The sequence below is a fragment of the Stenotrophomonas maltophilia genome, assembly GCF_013464915.1.
GTDB lineage: Bacteria > Pseudomonadota > Gammaproteobacteria > Xanthomonadales > Xanthomonadaceae > Stenotrophomonas > Stenotrophomonas maltophilia_AT.
In genome coordinates, this window is the sequence record NZ_RAVT01000043.1 from 36,940 (window position 1) to 58,909 (window position 21,970).

Consider the following 21,970-nt stretch of genomic DNA (forward strand, 5'->3'; position numbering starts at 1 on the left):
TCTCCTGGCCTCAGGCGGCGGTGCCGATGCGCTGCAGGCGATAGCTGCCATCGAGCACGCTGTTGACCCACGCCTGGTTGTCCAGGTACCAGTCCACGGTGCGGCTGATGCCCTGCTCGAAGGTATAGGCCGGCTCCCAGCCCAGTTCGTTCTTCAGCTTGGAGGCATCGATCGCATAGCGGCGGTCATGTCCGGGGCGGTCGGCCACATGGGTGATCTGGCTGCTGCGCGGCTGGCCGTCCGCACGCGGGCGGCGCTGGTCCAGCAGCGCGCAGATCGCGTGCACCACCTCGATGTTCTGCTTCTCCGAATTGCCGCCCACGTTGTAGTTTTCGCCGACCTTGCCGCTGGCCAGCACGGTGCGGATCGCTTCGCAGTGATCGGACACGAACAGCCAGTCGCGCACCTGCCTGCCATCGCCGTACACCGGCAACGGTTCACCGGCCAGCGCCTTGGCGATCACCAGCGGGATCAGCTTCTCGGGGAAATGGTACGGGCCATAGTTGTTGGAGCAATGGGTGGTCAGCACCGGCAGCCCGTAGGTGTGGTGGAAGGCGCGGACCAGGTGGTCCGAAGCTGCCTTCGACGCCGAGTACGGCGAATTCGGGGCGTACTGGGTGGTTTCGCTGAACGAGCCGCTCTCACCCAGGCTGCCATACACCTCATCGGTGGACACGTGCAGGAAGCGGAACGCCGCTGCCTGCGCGGGTGGCAGCGCCTTCCAGTGGTCGCGCACCGCTTCCAGCAGGCCCAGCGTGCCGACTACGTTGGTCTGGATGAAGGCGCCCGGACCGTCGATGGAACGGTCGACATGGCTCTCCGCAGCGAAGTTCAGCACGGCGTCCGGCTGGTGCTCGGCCAGCAGCCGGGCGACCAGCGCGCGGTCACCGATATCCCCCTGCACGAATACATGGCCGGGATCACCGTCCAGGCTGGACAGGGTCTTCAGGTTGCCGGCGTAGGACAGGATATCGAGGTTGACGATCTTCACGCCTCGGGCAACCGCCTCAAGGACGAAATTGCCGCCGATGAAACCGGCACCGCCGGTGACGAGCCAGGTAGGCACCATCCACTCTCCAGTTCAGGGGACGCGCGCGTCCGGACCCGGCAGCGCTCTCAGGACGTAGAGGATACCTTCCCGAAGCCGGCTCCTGCGTGACCGGGCCCTGCCCAGACCGTAGTTCCGCTGCCACTGGATCGTCCACCTGCCAGGATCAACATCGCCGGAACGAGCGGAATCAGGTAGCGCCCCTGACCCTCGAACATGGCGATGGACAGCACACCCAGGGCCACCGTCCCCAGCGCCATCAGTTGGGTCAACGTGAGCTGCCGTGCCTGTGGTAGCAAGCGGAACGTCCCAATCGCTGCGAGAAGCACCAGCATCAGGTTCAGCCCCCCAACACCCCATACCAGCCAGCGAGGCGCGCCCCCAAGATCGACCAAGGGCCAGTACATCAGCGTCGCCGGATCAAGGCTGCTCTCCAGTCGCAACATAGCCAGGTGCAGCACCTGGACAGGATTCTGGCGCATCCAGTCCAACGCCACGGAACGTGCCACGCCGTCTGCAGCAGGCGTCCACTGCAGGATCTTGGCATCCTCATCGCCCTCGTCGAAGAAGGACATGGGAACTGCGGCTTCGCCCTGGAAGCGCTGCAGTTGATGTTCGGACAAGGGGACCTGGCTCAGCGGCATCCAGTTCCCGGACCGATTGAGTGCATTGTTGTTGACCATCAGCACGTACCCGCTGTTGGCACTTACGGGTACGACACGATCGAACAGCAGCTCGTTGCGCATGATCCAGGGCAAAAGTACGGCAAGGAACGCCACCAGGATCACCAGGCAGCTCCGTATCCGGCTCAAGCCGCCCCGGCCCGCCAGGACACCGATCACCAGCCCGACCGGCAACGGCAGCAGCTGCGGGCGATTCAACGCGACCAGGGCAAGGACAATGCCAAGCAGCGCAGGCATGGCCGCACGCATCGGCAGTGTCGTCAGCGCAAAGGCGAGGACGGCCAGGAATACAGCAAGCGTTTCGGTACCCAGCAACCCCGTATAGGCCACCAGCGCTGGATGGAAAGTCAGAACGGCCAGGCTGGCCAATTGCCACCCCGGACGCATGCCCGTCCTGGGGCAGGCCCAGGCCCAGAGGGCCAGGGTTGACGACGACAAGAGCAGATTCAATGCCTTGGCCGCGATGACATGCACGCCGAACAGCGACAGCCATGCGCCCAGGAGTCCGGGATACAGCGGTGGCTGCGAGATGAAGGGGGAACCCGATACCGAGAGCCCGCTCCCGTTCGCGACATTGGTTGCCACCTCCAGATACCGGGCAAAATCCGAAATCGGCACAACCGGGATAACCACCAGAAACGCCACGCGCAGGAGAACGCCTGCGACACACAGCAGCACCAGGCTGGCGGATAAAGATGGACGGAGGATCTGTGGCATACGAAAGCTGGGCTGGCGCCGCATGGGCGGCAGTATCGGGGGCGGGCCACCAGGCAGCAGGCCCTGCCGTGTTGGCTGCGGAACCAGCAGCTATACTTCGGCCCGAGTTCAGGCACTCCCGAGCCTGAAGCATACAGGGAATCCGGCGGATTTCGAATGCAACGAACTGATCACGCGCTTTGCGTAGATCTGGATGGCACCCTGTTGCGATCGGATCTGCTGTACGAATCCCTGCTGACCCTGCTGGCCAGCAATCCCTTGTACGTCTTCCTGCTGCCGCTGTGGCTGCTGCGCGGCAAGGCCGCACTGAAGCGGGAGATTGCCTCGCGGGTCACGCTGCCGGTTGAATTCCTGCCCTACGACGAACGCGTGCTGGAGCTGCTGAAAACGACAGAACAGAGGCCGCGCGTGCTCTGCTCTGCGTCGGACAGCGGCCTGGTCAACGCCATCGCTGCCCATCTGGGCGTATTCGATGAAGTCATGGCCAGCGATGGCCAGCGCAACCTTGCAGGCCATCACAAGGCCGACGCGCTCAATGCGCGCTTCGGCGCGAGCCACTACGACTACATGGGCAATGCCAGCGTGGACCTGCAGGTCTGGAAGCATGCTGGAGGCGCCTACGTGGTCAACGCTGGCGCCGGGCTCGCCGCCAGCGCGGCCCGGCAGACGGCCGTGCATGCCCATTGGCCGGCCCGTGGCGGTGGCCTCCGCTCCTGGATCAAGGCGCTGCGGATCTACCAGTGGGCGAAGAATCTTCTTGTACTCGTCCCGCTGCTGACTGCACATCGCTTCTTCGACCCGACCTCACTTCTTGAGGCAGCGGTTGCCTTCTTCGCGTTCGGACTGTGCGCATCAGGTGTTTACCTGCTCAACGACCTGCTCGACCTCACCCCGGATCGAAAGCACGCACGCAAGCGCAAGCGCCCCTTCGCAGCCGGCGATCTGCCTCTGCTGCATGGCCTGCTGGCGGCTCCGCTGTTGACCCTGGCCGGATTCGCGTTGGCGTTGTGGAACAGCCCGGCATTCGCCCTGGTATTGCTGGTCTACTACGTGATGACCCTGATGTATTCGTTTGTTCTCAAACGAATCGTAATGATCGACGTGGTCATGCTTGCCGCGCTCTATACCATTCGCATCATTGGCGGTGCGGTCGCCATCGGCGCAGAGCTGTCGTTCTGGCTGCTGGCCTTCTCCATGTTTATTTTCCTCAGCCTCGCGTTGGTCAAGCGCTATACCGAGCTGGCCGTGATGTCCGGCTCGGGGAAGCAGAAGGTCGCTGGGCGGGGCTACGACGTATCGGATCTACCGTTGATCCAGTCTCTTGGAGCTGCCGCTGGCTACATCGGCATCCTGGTGTTTGCCCTCTACATAAACAGTCCTGACAGCCTGGAGCTGTACCGCAACCCACGTGTCCTATGGCTTCTCTGTCCGGTCTTGCTGTACTGGATCAGCCGGGTCTGGATCATCGCGCACCGCGGCGGCATGCATGACGACCCAATCGTGTTCGCTGCCAGGGATCGCGTCAGCCTGATCGTCGCGCTGCTTTCGATCCTCATCGTCGCCGGTGCAACGATCGCCCGGTAATCGAAAGTCGTCTGGCACGCCCGATCTTCAATTCAGCTCCCACCGGACACGAAGCATGTACCTGGCCTATATTCCCGCCATCCTGCTTTCAGTTGCACTCAATGCAACGGCGCAGATCCTACTTCGCCAAGGCATGCCCAAGGTGGCGCTGGTTACCGGCGACGGACTGCTTCCTCTGGCGGTGAGCGGAATCAGGATCGTGTTCAACCCCTGGGTATTCTCAGGGCTGTCGTGCTTTGCGGCGAGTCTCGTGCTCTGGATGTACGTCCTGTCCAAGGTACAGGTCAGCTTCGCCTATCCATTCAACAGCGTAGGCTACGTCATTGTTGTCGCCGCAGCGTACTTTTTCTTTCGCGAGCCGATCAGCGCCATGAAAATCGCGGGCGTCGGACTGATCTGTCTCGGCGTTTTCCTTGTGACCAAGAGCTGATTCTGCGCCTGCTGGAACCACTGCATTGGTGATTCCCGCCCGGCATTCCACGGACAGGGTGCACAGAACGGCTCGCCCACGACAGGTCGCCGCTCTACCGATCGCGGGTGATGCCGCGCCAACGTGCCAGAGAGCACAGTAAACATGCAGAATCAGAAAACTACCGCTGTTAACGGGGTGGCCATGAGCGTCTTGGACTGGTTGTCCTGCTTGCCATTTCGAAAGCGCTCGCCGCCTACAGCGGCGTAAAGGCAGCGTTCTGCATACTGCCCATCCTGACGTTCCTTGTTCTTGCACCCCGCATCGGCGTGGCCTGGGCCGCCCCTGCGGTCAAGGCAGTGCTGGTCCTTTCCCTGTCCGCACTGCTGTTGAACATCGTGCCGGACTCGACATGGAACGGCAACATGTACCACAAGGTCGCCATTGTCGCGCTGCACGATGGCTGGAATCCGTGGCTTTTCCCGGATTTTTCCGACTGGGCCGCTACGCGAAACGAGATCTACTATTCGCCCAGCGTATGGGACGGCAATCAGAACGCCCTGTGGGTCAGCCACTACCCGAACCTGTCCTGGCTGTTCAGTGCAGCCTTGATGGACTACGGATTTGGATGGGAGTCCGGCAAGGCACTGAACCTGCTTCTTGCAATCGCCCCGTTCGTCTATGCGCGCATTTTCTTCAGGCAGTACCTGCCGAACCGCTGGCAGGTGGAAGTGCTCGTGAAGTTCACCGGTGCCCGGTACGCAGCGATGCTTGCGCTTCCATTCCTGGTGGTACGCCGCCCTGGTCTGAAAGAGATTGCGACCTGGTCCCTGCTGGGAGCGATTGCCCTGTCCCACCCCTACCTCAACCACATCGCCTCGGACCTGGATATCGGCTACCCGGTTACCGGTACGGATATCGTTCTGCGTGGACAGGCCGAGGCATCGGTGCTTGAGAAGCCGCGGATCCGGACACTTGCAGAATCACTGCTCGCCCACACGTCGAACGCCGCTACGTTCCCGGGCATGAAGATTCCAGGCACCTTCGCCATGGACGAGATCAAACAATCGGGTGCACCGGATCCGCGATTCGCCGGATTCGGCCCCTTGTTCTCACTTGCGCTGGTGATTGCCGCAGTGGCAATTGCTCTTGCACTGGTGCTGGAACGGCGCAATCGCCGCCAGGGTATCAATCACTGGTACCTGCTGGCTGCCGTAGCGTATCTGGTGGTCATGGCCATCGCGCATGCAGCGCCCTGGTGGGCTCGCTATGTCCCGTTCCTGTACCTCGCCCTGATACTTGTACTGCTCGTCTGTTCAGGATCTACGATCAGGGGAGTCCGCGTTGCATCTTCGCTTGCCAGCCTGGTGATGCTGGTCAACGCCGTCCTGGTCTTTGCCGGCGTGGCGCAGTACACCCGTGATTTCGCCCTTCGTCCCGCAATGCAGGCCAACCGGGCCATCAGTGCGCAATACCAGCAGGGCGAGCACGTGATTGTCGCGGCTCCGCAGTTCTTTGGTTTCTCCACCCTTTATCACACGCAGCACGTCCTCGGCATCAAGGATGTCGAGTATCAGGTCTCCGGAATGGACAACACGGCATGTGAAGGTCCGCAGCAGATCGGCGACTGGATCGGCTTCTCCAAGCTCTGCAGATAGACAGCGGTCTGGACGACCGGCGCCAGGTACATGGAACCCTGGCGCTGATCGAATCGAACACCTGCCGGGCGGGCGCCACCATACGCATTCGCATGGTCACCCCAAGCCAGCTAGAATCGGGGTCCCACCCCCGAACCGGTTGCTGTTCCAGGACCGGATGTTCTCCCTGTTTAGTGAAGGACCCCGTACCAGATGAAAATCCTCGTCGCGTACAAGCGCGTGGTGGACTACAACGTCCGCATTCAGGTCAAGCCGGACGGTTCCGGCGTGGTCACCGATGGCGTCAAGCTGTCGCCCAATCCCTTCGATGAAATCGCCCTGGAAGAAGCCCTGCGCCTGCGCGACAAGGGCATCGCCAGCGAAGTGGTGGTTGCCACCATCGCCCCGGCCGACGCCCAGGCACATCTGCGCAACGGCCTGGCCATGGGCGCCAACCGTGCCATCCACGTCGTCACCGACCAGGCCATCCAGCCGCTGACCGCCTCGCGCACCCTGCTCAAGCTGATCGAGAAGGAACAGCCGGACCTGGTGATCCTCGGCAAGCAGGCCATCGACGACGACGCCAACCAGACGGGCCAGATGCTGGCCACGCTGTGGGGCCGACCGCAGGCGACCTTCGCCAGCAAGCTCGAGATCGCCGACGGCAAGGCCACGGTGACCCGCGAAGTCGACGCCGGCCTGGAAACGCTGGAAGTGGACCTGCCGGCCGTGGTCACCACCGACCTGCGCCTGAACGAGCCGCGCTTCATCAAGCTGCCGGACATCATGAAGGCCAAGGCCAAGCCGCTGGAAACCCTGCAGCTGGCCGACCTCGGCGTTGAAGCCGCCGACACCTTCAAGACCACCCACTACGCCGCGCCGTCCAAGCGCAGCAAGGGCGTGATGGTCAAGGACGCGGCCGAACTGGTTGCCGCACTCAAGCAGAAGGGGCTGCTGTAATGAGCAAGATTCTCGTCATCGCCGAGCACCACGACGGCAAGCTCAACGCCGCCACCGCCAAGACCGTCAGCGCCGCCGCCGCCATCAGCGGTGCCAGCATCGACGTGCTGGTACTGGCCGCCGATCCGGCCACCGTCGCCGCCGAAGCGGCGAAGATCAGTGGCGTTGCCAAGGTCCTGAGCGTGGCCAACGCGGCCAACGCCCAGGCCATCGCCCAGGTGTTGGCGCCGCAGATCGCCCAGCTGGCCAAGGGCTACACCCACGTGTTCGGCCCGTCCACCACCTTCGGCAAGGACCTGATGCCGTGCGTGGCCGCCCTGCTCGGCGTCAACCAGGTCTCCGACCTGATGAGCGTCGAAGGCAGCCACACCTTCAAGCGTCCGATCTACGCCGGCAACGCGATCATCACCGTGGAAGCGCCCGCCGACCAGATCGTGGTCGCCACCGTGCGTGCCGCGTCGTGGCCGGAAGCCGGCCAGGGCGGCAGTGCCGCGATTGAAGCCGCCAATGTCGATGTCGCGCTGCCAGGCCACACCCGCTTCGTCGGCCTGGCCGCCGGTGCCAGCGACCGCCCGGACCTGCAGAGCGCCAAGCGCGTGGTCTCCGGCGGCCGTGGCGTCGGCTCGGAAGAAAACTTCAAGGTCATCTTCCAGCTGGCCGACAAGCTCGGCGCCGCTGTGGGTGCTTCGCGCGCCGCAGTCGATGCCGGTTACGTGCCCAGTGACCTGCAGGTCGGCCAGACCGGCAAGATCATCGCGCCGGAGCTGTATGTGGCGGTCGGCATCAGTGGCGCAATCCAGCATCTGACTGGCATCAAGGATGCCGGCACCATCGTCGCGATCAACAAGGACGGCGACGCGCCGATCTTCGAGATCGCCGACATCGGCCTGGTGGGAGATCTGTTCGCGATCCTGCCGGAGCTGGAAAAGGCACTTTGACGTGCACCTGCCGCTGGCTCCGGCCAGCGGCACTGTCCCTCTGAATCCAAGCAGGTAATCGTGAGTACTCCCTACAAGAAGGTAATGGTGGTCTTCGGCACCCGCCCGGAAGCCATCAAGATGGCCCCGGTGGTGGAAGCGCTGAAGGCCCGGCCTGAGATCGAGACGATCGTTGCGGTTACTGCGCAGCATCGGCAGATGCTCGATCAGGTCATGGACCTGTTCGGCATCACGCCGGACGTCGACCTCAACGTGATGGAGCCTGGCCAGACCCTGGCGGGCCTGTTCGCCAAGATCCTGACCGGCATGACGGCGGTGATCGCCGAGCACAAGCCGGACCTGGTGCTCGTGCATGGCGATACCAGCACCACGCTGGCCAGCGCGCTGGCGGCCTTCTACAACCGCGTGGCCGTGGGCCATGTGGAAGCAGGGCTGCGCACCGGCGACATCTATGCACCGTGGCCCGAAGAGGCCAATCGCCGCCTGACCGGGCCGCTGACCCGCCTGCATTTTGCACCGACCACCCGCTCGCGTGACAACCTGCTGGCCGAAGGCACGTCGAGCAGCGATGTCCACGTGACCGGCAACACCGTGATCGATGCCCTGCTCACCGTCGCCGACAAGCTGAAGCACGACACTGCGCTGATTGAATCGATGCGGGCCCGCTTCCCGTTCCTCGACGCCTCCAAGCGGCTGGTGCTGGTGACCGGGCATCGCCGCGAAAACTTCGGCAGCGGCTTCGAAAGCATCTGCGAAGCACTGAAGGCGCTGGCCGCACGCGGCGATACGCAGATCGTCTATCCGGTCCACCTCAATCCCAACGTGCAGGGACCGGTCAACCGGATCCTCGCCGATGCCCCGGGCGTGGTCCTGATCGAGCCGCAGGATTACCTGCCGTTCGTGTACCTGATGACCCAGTCGACGCTGATCATCACCGACTCCGGTGGCGTGCAGGAGGAAGCCCCGTCGCTGGGCAAGCCGGTGCTGGTGATGCGCGATACCACCGAGCGCCCTGAAGCGGTGGACGCAGGCACCGTACTGCTGGTTGGCACCGATGCTGGCAGGATCGTGGCTGAGGCCACCCGCCTGCTCGACGACGAAGCCGCCTACCAGTCAATGGCACATGCCCATAATCCGTACGGTGATGGCAAGGCCGCTGCACGCATTGCTGCCTTGATCCAGGGCGAGGCGATGCCGGCCTGACCCGATGCGCGGGCAACGGCAAGCTAGGCTTGTCGTTGCCCCGCCATCGCCGCATCACGACAGACCGCGGCCAGGCGCTCAGCCAGGCGATCCCAACGATACTCGGCGAAAGCATCCGGCCCCAGGCGCAGGCCTTCATCCAGCCGCCCTTGCTGCTTGCGCCGCAGCAGTTCGTGCAGAAGCGCGCTGATCGCAGCAACCTCATTGGCGGCCAGAAACCCGCAACGCTCCCTGCCGATGATGGCGGCCGCCGGATCGGCGGCATCCGGCTGCAGATGCAGTACCGGCCGGCCCGAACCCAGGTATTCCAGCAGCTTGCCCGGGATCTGGGTCATGCCTGCGTTGCCGATGTTGACCAGGACATCCGCACCGCGCTGCAGTTCGATGGCCTGGGAATGATCCAGGCTTCCGGCAAATCGCAGGACCTGCGGATGCTCCGCGCACGCTTTCGCCAGTTCTGGTGGCAGGCCCGGGCCTGCGATGGTGAGCGTGCAGCCGGGCGATGCCAGCACCGCGCGGACCAGCGGCATGGGGTCGCGGAACGGATAGAAGCGCCCCGTGTAGACCAGCTGCAATCCGCCGGCCGACCTGGCAACCTCGGGCAGCGGCGGTTCCACCCTGGCGAATCCCTGCGGAATCACGCTGAGCGGCGCGATCCCGGGACCATGCCGCTCCTGCATCAGGGCCGCGGTGGCCTCGGAGGTAACGACAATGGCGCCAGCCTCGTGGCAAACCCGCCGTTCAAGCTCGAGCGACGCCGCCCTCCAGCGTTCGGGGGTGTAGGACGTCAGCACGGGATCACCAAGCTCGGCAACGAAAGGAATGCCGGACTCGCGCGAGAGCGCAGACGCCAACAGCAGTCCTGCCGCAGGCTCATGTGATCCGATGATCACCTGCGGCGACCACTGGCTGATCAGTTGCCGGCCATGACGCAGGGCACCACCGATCCAACGCGAGCGGCCATCCGGGAAAACCCGCGCATCCAGGAACGAGCGCAGCCATGCGATCGCGCGCCCCTTCCGGTTCAACGCCCCCGTCCCTGTTGACGGCGCGGTCGGTGAAGCCACCTGTGGGAGCGGGCGTGTTCCCGCAGCCGGGGCCCGGCGCCGCAGACGGCGCAGGTGGGCCAGCATGTGCGACGTCGCATCAATCAGGGCCTCGACGCCCTGCGGCGAGGTCCGATGCACCTTCAGACCGGCCGGGTCCTCCATTTGTCGCATGCCGGCACCACGTGTCCGGGTCAGGACATGGACATCATGACCAAGACTAGCCAGCCCGCTGGCCAGCTGGGTCACCCGCATTGATTGCGGTGACGGGTTGGGCTGGAAGTCATGCGCGCAGATCAGGATGCGCATGGCCTGCATGCCACCGTTCGTCACGGTTTGACCGACGCTACCCATGCGATCGCAGCCCTTGTTCCTGCTCCAACCCGTAACCCGCTCAGGACGCCCGCGTAACGACATCCAGCATCGCATCACCCGCCTGCTGCAGCGTGCTGAAGGGAGGCGCTTCGATCATCGCCAATCCCGCTTCCATCAGCTCCGGATAGTTCCGCATGACATGCGACAACTCACCGTACAGCGCCGCCACATCCTTCTCGGCCGGCGCACGGCTGCGTTCCGCGACTTCCTTGTGGCTGAGCTTGTCGTGCGTGACCGCGATGGGGGCAACCCGGCAAGCCGGCGTTCCCGCAGACAGTTCGGCTGCGCAGCCGGTATTGGACAGTACCATCGGCAGGCCGAAGTGGGCTGCCTCCAGGTTCACCAACCCATAGCCTTCGAACAGGGAGGGGAGCACGAACAGGTGTGCATGGGAATACTCACGGCTCAGTTCGCGGCGCTTGAGCGAGCCCAGCAGTTCAACCGAACCGGCAAGGCCCAGCCGGCGGATGGTCTCTTCCACCTTGGCGGCGTTCCCCGATTCAGCCAGCGCACCTGCGATGCGCAGCGTCGCCTGCGGCGCCTCCTGCCTGAGCCTGGCAAATGCCTCCAACAGGCAAATCACGTTCTTCTGCGGGTAGAGATTGCCCACGAACAGGATCCTGAACGCATCGCGCTTCCCGCGCGCCCTGCGCAGGTAGTCCGCCGGCGGACGATACAGGTCAACGATGTTCAGGCCGTGCGGCACGGTTGTCACCTTCGAACGCGCCAGCTTCTGGTACACGCACGCGTAGTCGGCCACTTCGCTCGAAACGGCAATGTACTCGTCGACGCGAGCACGCTCGCGCTCAAGCGCCGGATCCTGCAGCTGCCAGAAATAGATGTTGTGCAGCACCTCGACGACCTTGCAACCGGGTTCGATCGTGTGCAGGCCATCATAGGCATGGCTGACCACCAGCGACTCGAAGCGCCCGCGCGCGACCGTCTCGCCCAGCAACGCCGACTGCCCATCCAGGTACACCAGTTCGCCGGGGAACTGCTGCGCGATGCGGCTGTTGAGCGAAGGCGATCCCAGCACGATCAGGTAAGGCACGAAATTCTTGGTACGCAGGTGCCGTGCGAAATCACAGACCCATTGCTCAAGCCCACCGAAGGTATGGTCCTCGGCAACAAGCAATGCGCATCGGGTGCGCACCGCGCTTACCGCCAGCGACTGCAGCACGCTGCTGTCGGCATGCGCGTTGGTCTGGATCATGCCTGCATTCTTGAGCAGGCGGCCGGCAGCACTGCGGAAGTAACCCTCGCGCGGCGTAACCACCGGTCGTTCCAGCTTGCGGAATCGATGCTCCAGCACTTCCTGGCGCAGATTGCGGGCGATGCGCCACAGCGAATGCCGGTCGCGGGTGCGCTCGACTGCCAACGTCGAGATTTCGTTGACCATTTCATCGGCAAGCAGGGCGGCGTGTTTCAGGCCGGCCGAGGCCGACTGCAGCTTGCGCGACATGTCGGAAAGCTTGAACGAGCCGAAGGTGTTGAGTGCGTCTGCGAACTCCCACCAGGATTCCGCGGACGGCACCGCACGCGACGAGGTGATCACTGCCAGCACCATCGCGGCACTTTCAGGTGCCTCCAGGCAGGTCGCCGCAACCATCTCGGCCTTGAACAACTGCGAGTAGCCAGCCAGCAGCTCGTCCGACTTGTGGCCGGACATGCCCGGGAAGGCAAAGAACACATGCAGGCGGTTTTCGGCAGCAGGCGTTGCACCGTTGTCCTGCGAGGCCCCCGGCTCGGTACCGTCGATCAGCGCGATATCCAGGCGACCCGGCTCACGGGAAGGGGCCCAACCGATACGGCGCGCCGAATGCGCAGCCAGGCGGGTCAGGTCACTGCCAAGCAGTTCCGTGCTGTAGCCCTCAACCGGGCCGCCCAGCTTGTCGGACGCCCAGCCGAACACGGCATCGAGCATTGCAGAAATGTCGATCAGATGCGCTGCCTGATTGTTGCCGATGATTGGATTCATACCGTTTCCACCAGATCCTTGACTGCCGTGATTCCCTTCTTGAAATCTGAATACATCGTCTCCAGGCATCCAAGGTTCCTGTCGATCATCCAGTCCTGCGTCTGCAGGTCGGGAATGTAGCCCTCCCGGAAATCGGCATGATCGACATAGGCGTAACCATAGGCGTCGAAATCGCCGATCAGGTGGAAATCAACCACCGGAAGCACGCCATGTGCGAAGTAGTCACACAGCTTTGTCGGCGACGCCACCCGATTCACCGTACAGGCTTCACGCAGGGCGAATCCAAAGTTCGAATACCGATAGACCTGCTCCAGCTTTTCCTTGCTCGCGTAGCCCTTGAAGACCTCCACCGGGATGCCGCGACTGGAGAGCTTCGGGGCAAATGCTTCCACATCGTGGGAGTAGATCTCGTAATTGCAGAACGGTGCGGCGGCCATGATGTCGGCCATCTCGTCCACCCGCTGCCAGACCTGGGCACCACCGGCATAGACAGCGGTCGGCCGCGCGTTCTGCCGCCGCGCGATGCGCGACGCAGCCACGCGCTGCACCGACTGGCCAAGCGAGCCGAAGTCGAAGACCGGAACGTGGATGAAATCGACGTTTGCAGCGTCCGGGTACTTGGCCAGGAAGTGCTCCTTCATGGCCAGCGTCACAACCGAAGCATGCTTGAGCTTGGAGATGATCTGCCGTTCGACCTCGGCGAAGATCCGCGAGCGCTCGGGTGAACCGAGCATCAGTTCTTCCTCCGGAACCACGCCGTGGATGTCCACGTACATCTTGGACGCGTCAAAGTGCGGAAGCATGTACTCGCACTGATGCATCGTGTGGATGTAGACGAAATCCGCCGCATCGAAGATGCGTGCCACGAAATCGGAATGGGCCTTGGAATGGGGATTGACGCGATACGCCTTGATCAGCTCGTCCGCGTACACCACTTCCGGCTCCTGCGCAGCCGGGTACCATTCCTGGAAGTCAATGTAGGTGCGCGGATAGTCTTCGAACACGCCGTCAATGGTCTTGATACGGCTCATCCAGCCGTCCATGTAACGATCATTCGCGGGATACGGCGAGACTATGGTCAATTGGCGCTTCTTGGCCATCTACTGAAATTCCTTTGATTTACTGCTTATCGACGTCAGAAAAGGCGACGGATTGAACGGAAGGGTGCGGTAAGGCGCCAGGAGTGTGAGGCATACACCTGCTCCAGGCGACGAGCAATCTCCTCGTTCTCCTTCTGCAGGTTCTGCAGTGCCTTCTCTGCCTCGGTGTGCCGGCGCTCAGCCTCGGAATGCCGGCGCTCAGCCTCGGAATGCCGGCGTTCACCCGCCTCCGCGCGCAATGTGGCCTGATGCTCCGCGGTCTGTGCGTTGCTCAGCTGCGTCTCCACCTCCAGCACCCGATCGCGCAGTTCACTGCGCCCCTGCTCCAGGCCCGCGATGAGGTTCAGCTGGCGCGCCTGCTCGGCCGCGAGGCGCTCCACATCCGCCCGGATCGCGTCACCTTGCCGCAGCGCATCATCCAGCTTCGCGCCCAACTCGTTGCGCTGCCGGATGGTGGCCTCCAGCTCCATCGCAACAGACGCAAGACGATCATGCACATGGCCATAGCGCCCCAGCAGATCCAGCCCCTGCTCCACCAGCCCAGGCATGACACGCTGCGCCGCCGATTCGGATGCATAGATCGCCAGCAGCTGTTTGCCACTGTACTGCGGATCCGGCAGCAGCCCGACATCGATGACGCCCACGTGGACCAGGCGGAAGCCATTGGGAAGATCGCGCTGCAGGTTGTGCCAGTGGAAACTGTAGAAGTGTTCCTCGTGGCGCTCTTCAAGCGACTCCTGGAACGGAACCAGCATGACGAAATACTCGCGGGCATGAGCGGTCAGCTTGGCTGCCGCGTCCCACGGTTCGTGGAAATGCTCGAGCGTATTGGAGGAAAAGATCACGTCGTAGTCGAGGTCCACCCCGTCCGCCAGGAGATCGTCAGTGGCGAACGCGATCTGCGGATAGTTGCGGCGTGCCTGCTCGATGGCGGACGCTGAGAAATCCAGGCCGGCCACCTGATCAAGTCCCAACTCGGACTTGATCACCTGCGTGCCGTCACCCATCGCACAGCCCCAGTCGCACAGACCCAGGCCATTGCGCTTCACGTCATTCACGAACCAGGCCGGCAACAGGCGGCAAGCAACCATCCCGAAGAACTGGCTCTGCTTCTGGCCTTCGTTCTGGATCCAGTCCTGCTGGAAACGCGACTCCCAGTAGTCCTGCCCGTTGATGTCGATGCTCGTCATAGCGGATTTCCCGTGATCTTCATGAAATCAAAGCACCTTCTTCTCGATGGGCACAATGAAGGTACCGTAGCGGAACTCCTTCATGAATATCTTCAAATACTGCGCACCTTCGATGTACTCGAAGTACTGGATGCTGTCGGAGGAACGGTCTTCCAGCGCTGCAACCAGCACGTAGTCACCTTCGCGCAGGTTGCAGTCAAGCGTGAATGCAACTTCCACGGTATCGCCCTGCGCATCGAGACGCAGCCGCGGCGAATCCCATGTGGTACCCACCACCAGGTCGCTGCCGGCCATGTCCTTCAGCGAGAACGCCATGCTGAGGCACTCCCGATTCGCCGATGGCGGAATCCTGGCCTTGATGCGGATGCACAGCTTCTCACCGGTGAAGAACATGTTGCGACGCTGGCCATCGGCCGCTTCGGTTTCCACCGCAAGGATGGAGCCGACATGGCTGCCCCAGTGGTTGACCGGCTTGCGCGCGCGCAGCTGTTCCTGCGCCTTGTCATCAGCGATTTCCTGGGTCGCGTTGGCCACCGCCTCTTCGCGCTCGTGTTCCAGGCGTGCCGAATCCTCCTCGAACAGGTTCTGCATGTACTGCGCGGTGACCGCGAACACCGAACCGGACATGCGCGGGCGCCCCTTGTCCAGCCAGATGCTGCGATCACACAGCGAGCGCACCGCGCCAACATCGTGGGAGACGAACAGGATCGAAAGACCGGACTCGCGGAGTTTCTTGATGCGTGCCATGCACTTGGCATTGAACTTCGCATCACCCACGGCAAGTGCTTCGTCGATGATCAACAGCTCAGGGCTGGTATGGATGGCAACCGAGAAGCCCAGGCGGACGTACATGCCGCTGGAGTACGTCTTGACCGGCTGGTCAAGGAACTCCCCGATGTCGGCGAAGCCGACGATCTCGTCGAATCGCTGGTCGATCTCACTCCGGGTCAAACCCAGCACCTGCCCATTCAGCAACAGATTCTCGCGCCCGGTGAACTCGGGATTGAAACCCGCGCCCAGCTCCAGCAGCGCGGCAACCCGCCCCTTGGTCCGCACCGAGCCCTCGGTGGGCTGCAGAGTGCCGCAGATGAGCTGGAGCAGGGTCGACTTGCCCGAACCATTACGGCCGATGATGCCGACGGTCTCGCCCTTGCCGACCTCGAAGGAAAGGCCACGCAGCGCCCAGAACTCGCGGTGATAAGCCACCTCATTCATGCCCAGCACGCGCCTGAGCGGCGGCATGAACATTTCCTTCAGGCGATCCGAGGGCTTGGCGTACATCGCGTAGGCCTTGCCCAGATCGTGCGCGGCAATGACCACCTCTTCCGGCGGGATGATGCGCTTGATCTCGTGCGCGGGATCGTGCTCGAAGACGCTGTCAAAGGACATCGGCAAACCCCTTTCTGGTGGCCTGGAACAAGGTGTATCCCAGATGCGCCACGACCAGCCCGACCAGGCTCATGATGCCCAGGATCAACAGGTCGGGAGTCTGCCCTTGCAGCGCGGCTGCCCGGCCCGCCTCGATCGGGAAGGTCATCGGATTGGCCAGCATCCACGACTTGAACTTCTCCGGGAAAGCGCTGCCCGGGAAGAAGATCGGCGACATGAACATCGTGCTGATGACCACGAAGCCGACGATATGGGTTACGTCACGCACATACACGCCAATGGCCGCCAGGAACCAGGACAGCCCCAGTACCAGCAGCACTACCGGAATCAGCAGGACGGGAAGCCAGACGATCTGCCAATGGATGTGTGCGCCGAGCACGAACGCAAGGCACGCCAGTACCACCACACCCACCATGAAGTTGAACAGCGCGGCCCCCATGTTGACGACCGGCAGCACTTCCAGCGGGAACACCACCCGCTTTACATAGTTCGCATTGCCGGTGATCGAGATCGGCGCCCGCGAAATGCACTCGGCAAATACGTTGAACATGATCATGCCCAGGAACAGCGGCACCGAGAAATTGCCCTCCGCACCGGGAATGTTCCAGCGTGCCTTGAAGATCGTCCCGAACACGAAGCTGTAGATGGTCAGCAACATCAGGTTATTGATGATGTACCACAGCAGGCCACCATAGGCCCCGCGGTAACGCCCTTCAATTTCGCGCCTTACCAGCGAAAGGGTGAACGTCTTGTTCCGCCACAGCTGGGCCCACGGACCCAGCACAAGCGTATGCAGCAGCTTTCCAATACGCCCACTCATCAGCGGCACCCGATCTGCATAGTCAAAGAGATATCGTGCATCAACCCAGCGCCTTTTCCAGGTCCACCTGCAGGTCACCCAGATCCTCGACGCCCACGCTCAGGCGTACCAGCGCATCGCTGATGCCCAGCTGCTCGCGGCGCGCGACCGGAATCGAGGCATGGGTCATCACTGCCGGGTGGTTGACCAGGCTTTCCACGCCGCCCAGCGACTCGGCCAAGGTGAACAGCTCGGTCTTCTCGCAGAAGCGCTTGGCCGCCTCGAACCCGCCCTTGAGCACGATCGAGACGATGCCGCCGTACCCGGCCATCTGCCTGCCGGCCAGTTCGTGCTGCGGGTGCGACGGCAGGCCCGGGTAGATCACCTTCTCCACCGCCGGGTGCTTTTCCAGCCACTGGGCCAGGGCCAGCGCGTTGGCGCAGTGGGCCTTCATGCGCAGCGGCAGGGTCTTCAGGCCACGCAAGGCCAGGAAGCTGTCGAACGGGCCCTGCACGCCACCCACCGAGTTCTGCAGGAAAGCCATCTGCTCGGCCAGTTCGGCGTTGTCGCCAACCACCACCATGCCACCGACCATGTCCGAGTGGCCATTGAGGTACTTGGTGGCCGAATGCAGGACCAGGTCGGCGCCCAGTTCCAGCGGGCGCTGCAGCATCGGCGAGGCGAAGGTGTTGTCGACCACCACGATCAGGCCATGGCGCTTGGCGATGGCGGTGACCGCGGCGATATCCACGATCTTCAGCATCGGGTTGGTCGGGGTCTCGATCCACACCATCTTCGTCTTCGGCGTGATGGCCGCTTCGAAGGCGGCCAGATCGGTCAGGTCGACGAAGCTGAAGTCCAGCCCGGCGGTGCGGCGACGCACGCGCTCGAACAGGCGGAAGCTGCCGCCGTAGATGTCATCCATCGCCACCACGTGGCTGCCGGCGTCCAGCAGCTCGATCACGGTCGAGCTGGCCGCCATGCCCGAGGCGAAGGCAAAGCCGCGGGTACCGCCTTCCAGCGACGCCACGCAGCGCTCGTAGGCGAAGCGGGTCGGGTTGTGGGTACGCGAGTACTCGAAGCCCTGGTGCTCGCCCGGGCTGGACTGTGCATAGGTCGAGGTGGCGTAGATCGGCGGCATCACCGCACCGGTGCTCGGGTCGGGCGACTGGCCGCCGTGGATGGCCAGCGTGGCCAGGGCCAGGGCGCGATCCTGGGAAGTAGCGTTGGACATGTTCTTTCCTGAGGGGCGCCGAAGCTCGGCGCCGTCGAAGGTGCGGAAGTCTATCAGCGCGGCCTTAACGACCTTTGACGCGGATAAACCAGGATTCAGCAGCGAACGTCTGTGATCGGCGGCTTACTGCACGCGACGGCGCAGGTAGTTCAGCAGGTCGATACGGGTGATCAGGCCAAGGAAGGCATTGCCGTCCATCACGATCGCCACCTGGCCACGGTCGAACACCGGTAGCAGCGCCTCGATCGGCGACTTCACGTCCAGCCGGTCCAGCTTGCTGACCATCGCGGTGGCGACGGTGTCGCGGAAGCGCGCTTCATCGCCATAGACATGCAGCAGCACGTCGCTTTCGTCGACGATGCCGACCAGCTGGTCACCGTCCATCACCGGCAGCTGCGACACGTCGTACAGCTTCATGCGCTGGTAGGCGGTGGTCAGCAGGTCGTTCGGTCCGATCACGACAGTGTCGCGCTGGCCGTACGGACGCAGGATCAGGTCGCGCAGGTCGCCGTGCTGCGGGCGCTGCAGGAAGCCGTTGTCCAGCATCCAGTAGTCGTTGTACATCTTCGACAGGTACTTGTTGCCGGTATCCGGCACCAGCACCAGCACTTTCTTCGGGGTGGTCTGCTCCTTGCAGTACTTCAGGCCGGCGGCCAGCAGGGTGCCGGTGGACGAGCCACCGAGGATGCCTTCCTTGCCCAGCAGTTCGCGCGCGGTATGGAAGCTCTCGGCGTCGCTGATGGCATAGGCCTTCTTGACGCGGCTGAAGTCGGAGATCGACGGCAGGAAGTCCTCGCCGATGCCTTCCACCAGCCAGCTGCCCGACTTGTCGTTCAGATTGCCGTCGTTGATGTACTCGGCCAGGATCGAACCGACCGGATCGGCCAGCACCAGTTCGGTCTTCGGCGACAGCTTGGCGAAGGCGCGCGACAGGCCGGTCATGGTGCCGGAGCTGCCGCAGCCGAACACGATGGCGTCCAGATCGCCGCCCATCTGCTCCAGGATTTCCGGGCCGGTACCGAATTCATGCGCGGCCGGGTTGTCCGGGTTGCCGAACTGGTTGATGAAGTAGGCGCCCGGGGTCTGCTCGGCGATGGTCTTGGCCAGGTCCTGGTAGTACTCCGGATGGCCCTTGGCCACGTCCGAGCGGGTCAGGCGTACTTCGGCACCCATCGCCTTCAGGTTGAAGATCTTCTCGCGGCTCATCTTGTCGGGAACGACCAGGATCAGCTTGTAGCCCTTCTGCTGCGCGACCAGGGCCAGGCCCAGGCCGGTGTTGCCGGCGGTACCTTCCACCAGGGTCGCACCCGGCTTCAGGTCACCGCGCCGCTCCGCCGCCTCGATCATCGACAGGCCGATGCGATCCTTGATCGATCCGCCCGGGTTGGCGCTTTCGAGCTTCAGGTAGAGCTCGCAGACGCCGGTGTCCAGGCGCTGGGCCTTGACGATCGGGGTCTGGCCGATGAGTTCGAGGACGGAAGAATGAATGGGCATTCGGAGGACTTTCGGTTCGCGCCGCAGAGGGCCGGACCGGTGATTATCCGTCGGATGGCGATGAATGTCAGGTCGGCGCGGAGACGGGCCGCACGCCCGCAAAAAGAGATGCGGACGGCCCCGGATCGACGAGGAGACCGGTACCGCCCGCATCGGTGAGTTTTGCCTGCAGGCCAAGGCACCACCGCCTGTGGTGCCTTGGCGCGGCCGCCTCATCGGCGGTGCCGCGATGCCGGGGCAGGAGCGCCCGGCGGGGCCATCGATGGCCGGGTCACGCCGTTCCGGGCGTGACGGGGTGCGTCAAAGCGTGGGGGACGTCGTTGGGAGCGGTGTTTCGTACATTCGCAGAAGTCGTTGCTTGGCCAGCAGCTTCTCGCGCTTCATGCGACCCAGGGTGACATCATCGATCGGGAGTACACCCAACTCCGCGTCCATGCACTTCTTGTTCAACTTGCGGTGCTGGTCATGGAGTGCCCTGAACTCCGGATCACGCGCGCGACGTGCGTCGATCTCGCTCTGGGGCTGATCTTCAAACATGATGGACCTCCTTCGACAGATACACGAACGCCCCGGCCGCAAGGCACGGGGCGTTGTTCATGGAGGAGCGCCGGTCGATGGCCACCTGGACGCCTGCAACGACCTGCGGCACTGGCCTGCGCACGTCGATCTGCTGCGGTTCGCGCCCTGCTTGCATCGGCCCGGCCCTCCCATCGTCCGGTCCGCGGCATTGCGTCCCGGACGATTGACCCTACGCCTGCTCAAGGCGGGGTACAAGACCCCTGCGTCAAAAAGACCGAACCCCGCCGGGGCGGGGTTCAGGCTGAATGCTCAACACAACGAAAAACAAACGATATCAAGCAATTACGGGGCGATGATGACCTCGGCCGAACGTGCCTGGGTGGACGCCGCCTTCTTGCCGGCCAGCTGGATCCGGTTGCTCGCGACACCCGCAGCAACCAGCGCGTCACGCAGGGCCTCGGCACGCTTCTGGCCTACGCCGTTGGCACTGTCGTAGGCCTCGATGCGCAGGCGGCCCTTCTTGCCGATGTTCAGGTATTCGGCCAACGCCTTGGCCTGGTTGCGGGCTCCGCCGGACAGGCTGGAGGCGCCGGCGGCAAACGCATCGCCACGGAAGGTGAAGACCTCGCCGCGGCCATCGAACTTCGAACCCGGCAGCTTCTGCCCGGACACCAGCTCGGCTTCCTCGCGGGCCAGCTTGGCGGCGTTCTGCTGGGCCGCGCTCAGACGCTGCTGCTGCTTGCCGGCCACGCTGGTCAGGGCGTTCTCGGCGTCCTGGCGGGCCAGGGTCTCGGCCTCGGCGGCCTGGCGCAGGCGTTCAGCCTCCTCGGCCTGCATCTGTGCCTGCATGCGCAGCTGTTCGGCTTCCTGGCGGGCACGCGCGGCGTCGCGGCGGCTGGCCTCGATCAGCAGGTCGCTGCGGGTCCGTTCCAGGCGGTCGACCTCGCGGGCAGCCAGCGCGGTACGCACGGCCGTCTCGGCGATCTCCACCCGGCGCTCGGCCAGGTAGGTGGCCAGCTCCTGGTCGCGGCGCTTGGCCTTGTCCAGGGTGGCGATGGCCTGCTGGGCCTGCATGCGCTCGAAGGCGCCCAGCTCAGCGGTGTCCGGGTTGGCCTGGATGGCCATCAGGCGCTGGCTCAGCTGCGCCACCATCGGGTTGTCGGCGGCCACGGCCAGGGTCGGCAGCGCCAGCAGCGCGGCCAGGGTTGCGGCAGTCATCGGCTTCACCGGCGATCCTCCCCGGTCGACAGCTGGCGTTGCAGCTGGTTGACCTCGTTGCGGCGCAGCTGCAGCTGGGCGGTCACGGTGGCTTCCTCGCTGCGCACGCGGGCCAGGTCGGCATCGGCGGCGGCACGCAGGGCCATTGCCGGGGCGTTCTTGCGCTCGCGGCGGTCGCCGGCGGCGCGCTGGGCCTGCTCCAGCCCCTGCCGGGCCAGCCCGATCAGGTCCGGGGCGTACTGGTCGGCATCGGCCTGGGTGGCCTTGTCGACCGCCTGCCGGGCCTGGGCCAGTTCCATCGCGCCATCCTGCGCCCAGGCGGGGGCAGACAGTGCGAATGCAAACGCCATCACATACAGGCTGTGGCGCATTCGTGCGAAGCTAGGTCGTTTCATTGGGGAGGCCGTACCGGTTGTCGGTTCACGGCCATTGTCGTCAAGCCGACACCG

At 63.8% G+C, this 21,970-nt stretch carries 19 protein-coding genes; 6 read left to right on the plus strand and 13 right to left on the minus strand.

The genetic code is table 11. The features are described from left to right. Window positions 1–10 precede the first annotated feature (10 nt). Window positions 11–1,066, minus strand: a complete 1,056-nt coding sequence (gene rfbB / locus D7T59_RS15060; RefSeq protein ID WP_180851360.1) for a dTDP-glucose 4,6-dehydratase — start codon at window positions 1,064–1,066, stop codon at window positions 11–13. Window positions 1,067–1,116: 50 nt separating this feature from the next. Then, entirely contained in the window at window positions 1,117–2,448 is a 1,332-nt protein-coding gene (locus D7T59_RS15065) for a hypothetical protein (protein WP_180851359.1), read from the minus strand. 156 nt (window positions 2,449–2,604) lie between these two features. Here D7T59_RS15065 and D7T59_RS15070 point away from each other — a divergent pair, with 156 nt between their 5' ends. The 6 genes from D7T59_RS15070 to wecB all read left to right on the plus strand — a co-directional run bounded on the left by D7T59_RS15070 (window position 2,605) and on the right by wecB (window position 9,179). Next, window positions 2,605–4,032, plus strand: a complete 1,428-nt coding sequence (locus tag D7T59_RS15070) for a UbiA family prenyltransferase (protein ID WP_180851358.1) — start codon at window positions 2,605–2,607, stop codon at window positions 4,030–4,032. A 55-nt stretch (window positions 4,033–4,087) separates the two neighbouring features. After that, a complete protein-coding gene (locus D7T59_RS15075) occupies window positions 4,088–4,462 on the plus strand; it encodes an SMR family transporter (RefSeq protein WP_180851357.1) in 375 nt (124 codons plus the stop codon). A 308-nt stretch (window positions 4,463–4,770) separates the two neighbouring features. Continuing rightward, window positions 4,771–6,099, plus strand: coding sequence for a hypothetical protein (locus tag D7T59_RS15080; protein ID WP_180851356.1), 1,329 nt, complete (start codon window positions 4,771–4,773; stop codon window positions 6,097–6,099). Between the two features lie 192 nt (window positions 6,100–6,291). Beyond that, window positions 6,292–7,038, plus strand: a complete 747-nt coding sequence (locus tag D7T59_RS15085) for an electron transfer flavoprotein subunit beta/FixA family protein (RefSeq protein WP_057496707.1) — start codon at window positions 6,292–6,294, stop codon at window positions 7,036–7,038. Then, window positions 7,038–7,976 (plus strand): electron transfer flavoprotein subunit alpha/FixB family protein, encoded by a 939-nt coding sequence (locus tag D7T59_RS15090; protein ID WP_180851355.1) that lies wholly within the window; start codon window positions 7,038–7,040, stop codon window positions 7,974–7,976. Before D7T59_RS15085 ends, D7T59_RS15090 begins: the two co-directional genes overlap by 1 nt. A 60-nt stretch (window positions 7,977–8,036) precedes the next feature. Then, window positions 8,037–9,179, plus strand: a complete 1,143-nt coding sequence (gene wecB / locus D7T59_RS15095; protein WP_343203082.1) for a non-hydrolyzing UDP-N-acetylglucosamine 2-epimerase — start codon at window positions 8,037–8,039, stop codon at window positions 9,177–9,179. A gap of 23 nt (window positions 9,180–9,202) precedes the next feature. Here the strand turns inward: wecB and D7T59_RS15100 are convergent, their stop codons facing one another. The 11 genes from D7T59_RS15100 to D7T59_RS15150 form a co-directional block, all read right to left on the minus strand. Next, window positions 9,203–10,534 (minus strand): glycosyltransferase, encoded by a 1,332-nt coding sequence (locus D7T59_RS15100; RefSeq protein ID WP_180851354.1) that lies wholly within the window; start codon window positions 10,532–10,534, stop codon window positions 9,203–9,205. Window positions 10,535–10,619: 85 nt separating this feature from the next. Next, on the minus strand, window positions 10,620–12,578 hold the full coding sequence (locus D7T59_RS15105; RefSeq protein ID WP_180851353.1) for a glycosyltransferase family 4 protein: 1,959 nt from the start codon (window positions 12,576–12,578) through the stop codon (window positions 10,620–10,622). Further along, the gene (locus D7T59_RS15110) at window positions 12,575–13,678 is read right to left on the minus strand and encodes a glycosyltransferase family protein (protein ID WP_146268060.1); all 1,104 of its coding nucleotides are present in this window, start codon (window positions 13,676–13,678) and stop codon (window positions 12,575–12,577) included. Before D7T59_RS15110 ends, D7T59_RS15105 begins: the two co-directional genes overlap by 4 nt. 35 nt (window positions 13,679–13,713) lie before the next feature. Further along, window positions 13,714–14,868 (minus strand): class I SAM-dependent methyltransferase, encoded by a 1,155-nt coding sequence (locus D7T59_RS15115; RefSeq protein ID WP_180851352.1) that lies wholly within the window; start codon window positions 14,866–14,868, stop codon window positions 13,714–13,716. A 27-nt stretch (window positions 14,869–14,895) separates the two neighbouring features. After that, window positions 14,896–16,257 carry an ABC transporter ATP-binding protein gene (locus D7T59_RS15120; RefSeq protein WP_180851351.1) on the minus strand — a complete coding sequence of 454 codons (1,362 nt, stop codon included), beginning with the start codon at window positions 16,255–16,257 and terminating at the stop codon, window positions 14,896–14,898. Then, the gene (locus tag D7T59_RS15125) at window positions 16,247–17,077 is read right to left on the minus strand and encodes an ABC transporter permease (RefSeq protein ID WP_146268062.1); all 831 of its coding nucleotides are present in this window, start codon (window positions 17,075–17,077) and stop codon (window positions 16,247–16,249) included. Before D7T59_RS15125 ends, D7T59_RS15120 begins: the two co-directional genes overlap by 11 nt. 40 nt (window positions 17,078–17,117) lie before the next feature. Then, window positions 17,118–18,290, minus strand: a complete 1,173-nt coding sequence (locus D7T59_RS15130; protein WP_180851349.1) for a cystathionine gamma-synthase — start codon at window positions 18,288–18,290, stop codon at window positions 17,118–17,120. Window positions 18,291–18,413: 123 nt separating this feature from the next. Further along, entirely contained in the window at window positions 18,414–19,784 is a 1,371-nt protein-coding gene (locus D7T59_RS15135; protein ID WP_180851348.1) for a pyridoxal-phosphate dependent enzyme, read from the minus strand. Window positions 19,785–20,084: 300 nt separating this feature from the next. Continuing rightward, window positions 20,085–20,321: an HP1242/YdcH family protein gene (locus tag D7T59_RS15140; RefSeq protein ID WP_005407964.1), complete on the minus strand. Its 237-nt coding sequence runs from the start codon at window positions 20,319–20,321 to the stop codon at window positions 20,085–20,087. Between the two features lie 324 nt (window positions 20,322–20,645). After that, window positions 20,646–21,530 (minus strand): OmpA family protein, encoded by an 885-nt coding sequence (locus D7T59_RS15145; protein WP_005407962.1) that lies wholly within the window; start codon window positions 21,528–21,530, stop codon window positions 20,646–20,648. Next, a complete protein-coding gene (locus D7T59_RS15150; protein WP_005407961.1) occupies window positions 21,527–21,892 on the minus strand; it encodes a DUF4398 domain-containing protein in 366 nt (121 codons plus the stop codon). Before D7T59_RS15150 ends, D7T59_RS15145 begins: the two co-directional genes overlap by 4 nt. Window positions 21,893–21,970: the final 78 nt, after the last annotated feature.

Coding starts and splice junctions, on each gene's coding strand:
- D7T59_RS15065 (WP_180851359.1), bottom strand. CDS start 2,448: ATGCCACAGATCCTCCGTCCATCTTTATCCGCCAGCCTGGTGCTGCTG.
- D7T59_RS15070 (WP_180851358.1), top strand. CDS start 2,605: ATGCAACGAACTGATCACGCGCTTTGCGTAGATCTGGATGGCACCCTG.
- D7T59_RS15075 (WP_180851357.1), top strand. CDS start 4,088: ATGTACCTGGCCTATATTCCCGCCATCCTGCTTTCAGTTGCACTCAAT.
- D7T59_RS15085 (WP_057496707.1), top strand. CDS start 6,292: ATGAAAATCCTCGTCGCGTACAAGCGCGTGGTGGACTACAACGTCCGC.
- D7T59_RS15090 (WP_180851355.1), top strand. CDS start 7,038: ATGAGCAAGATTCTCGTCATCGCCGAGCACCACGACGGCAAGCTCAAC.
- D7T59_RS15100 (WP_180851354.1), bottom strand. CDS start 10,534: ATGCGCATCCTGATCTGCGCGCATGACTTCCAGCCCAACCCGTCACCG.
- D7T59_RS15105 (WP_180851353.1), bottom strand. CDS start 12,578: ATGAATCCAATCATCGGCAACAATCAGGCAGCGCATCTGATCGACATT.
- D7T59_RS15110 (WP_146268060.1), bottom strand. CDS start 13,678: ATGGCCAAGAAGCGCCAATTGACCATAGTCTCGCCGTATCCCGCGAAT.
- D7T59_RS15115 (WP_180851352.1), bottom strand. CDS start 14,868: ATGACGAGCATCGACATCAACGGGCAGGACTACTGGGAGTCGCGTTTC.
- D7T59_RS15120 (WP_180851351.1), bottom strand. CDS start 16,257: ATGTCCTTTGACAGCGTCTTCGAGCACGATCCCGCGCACGAGATCAAG.
- D7T59_RS15125 (WP_146268062.1), bottom strand. CDS start 17,077: ATGAGTGGGCGTATTGGAAAGCTGCTGCATACGCTTGTGCTGGGTCCG.
- D7T59_RS15130 (WP_180851349.1), bottom strand. CDS start 18,290: ATGTCCAACGCTACTTCCCAGGATCGCGCCCTGGCCCTGGCCACGCTG.
- D7T59_RS15135 (WP_180851348.1), bottom strand. CDS start 19,784: ATGCCCATTCATTCTTCCGTCCTCGAACTCATCGGCCAGACCCCGATC.
- D7T59_RS15140 (WP_005407964.1), bottom strand. CDS start 20,321: ATGTTTGAAGATCAGCCCCAGAGCGAGATCGACGCACGTCGCGCGCGT.
- D7T59_RS15150 (WP_005407961.1), bottom strand. CDS start 21,892: ATGCGCCACAGCCTGTATGTGATGGCGTTTGCATTCGCACTGTCTGCC.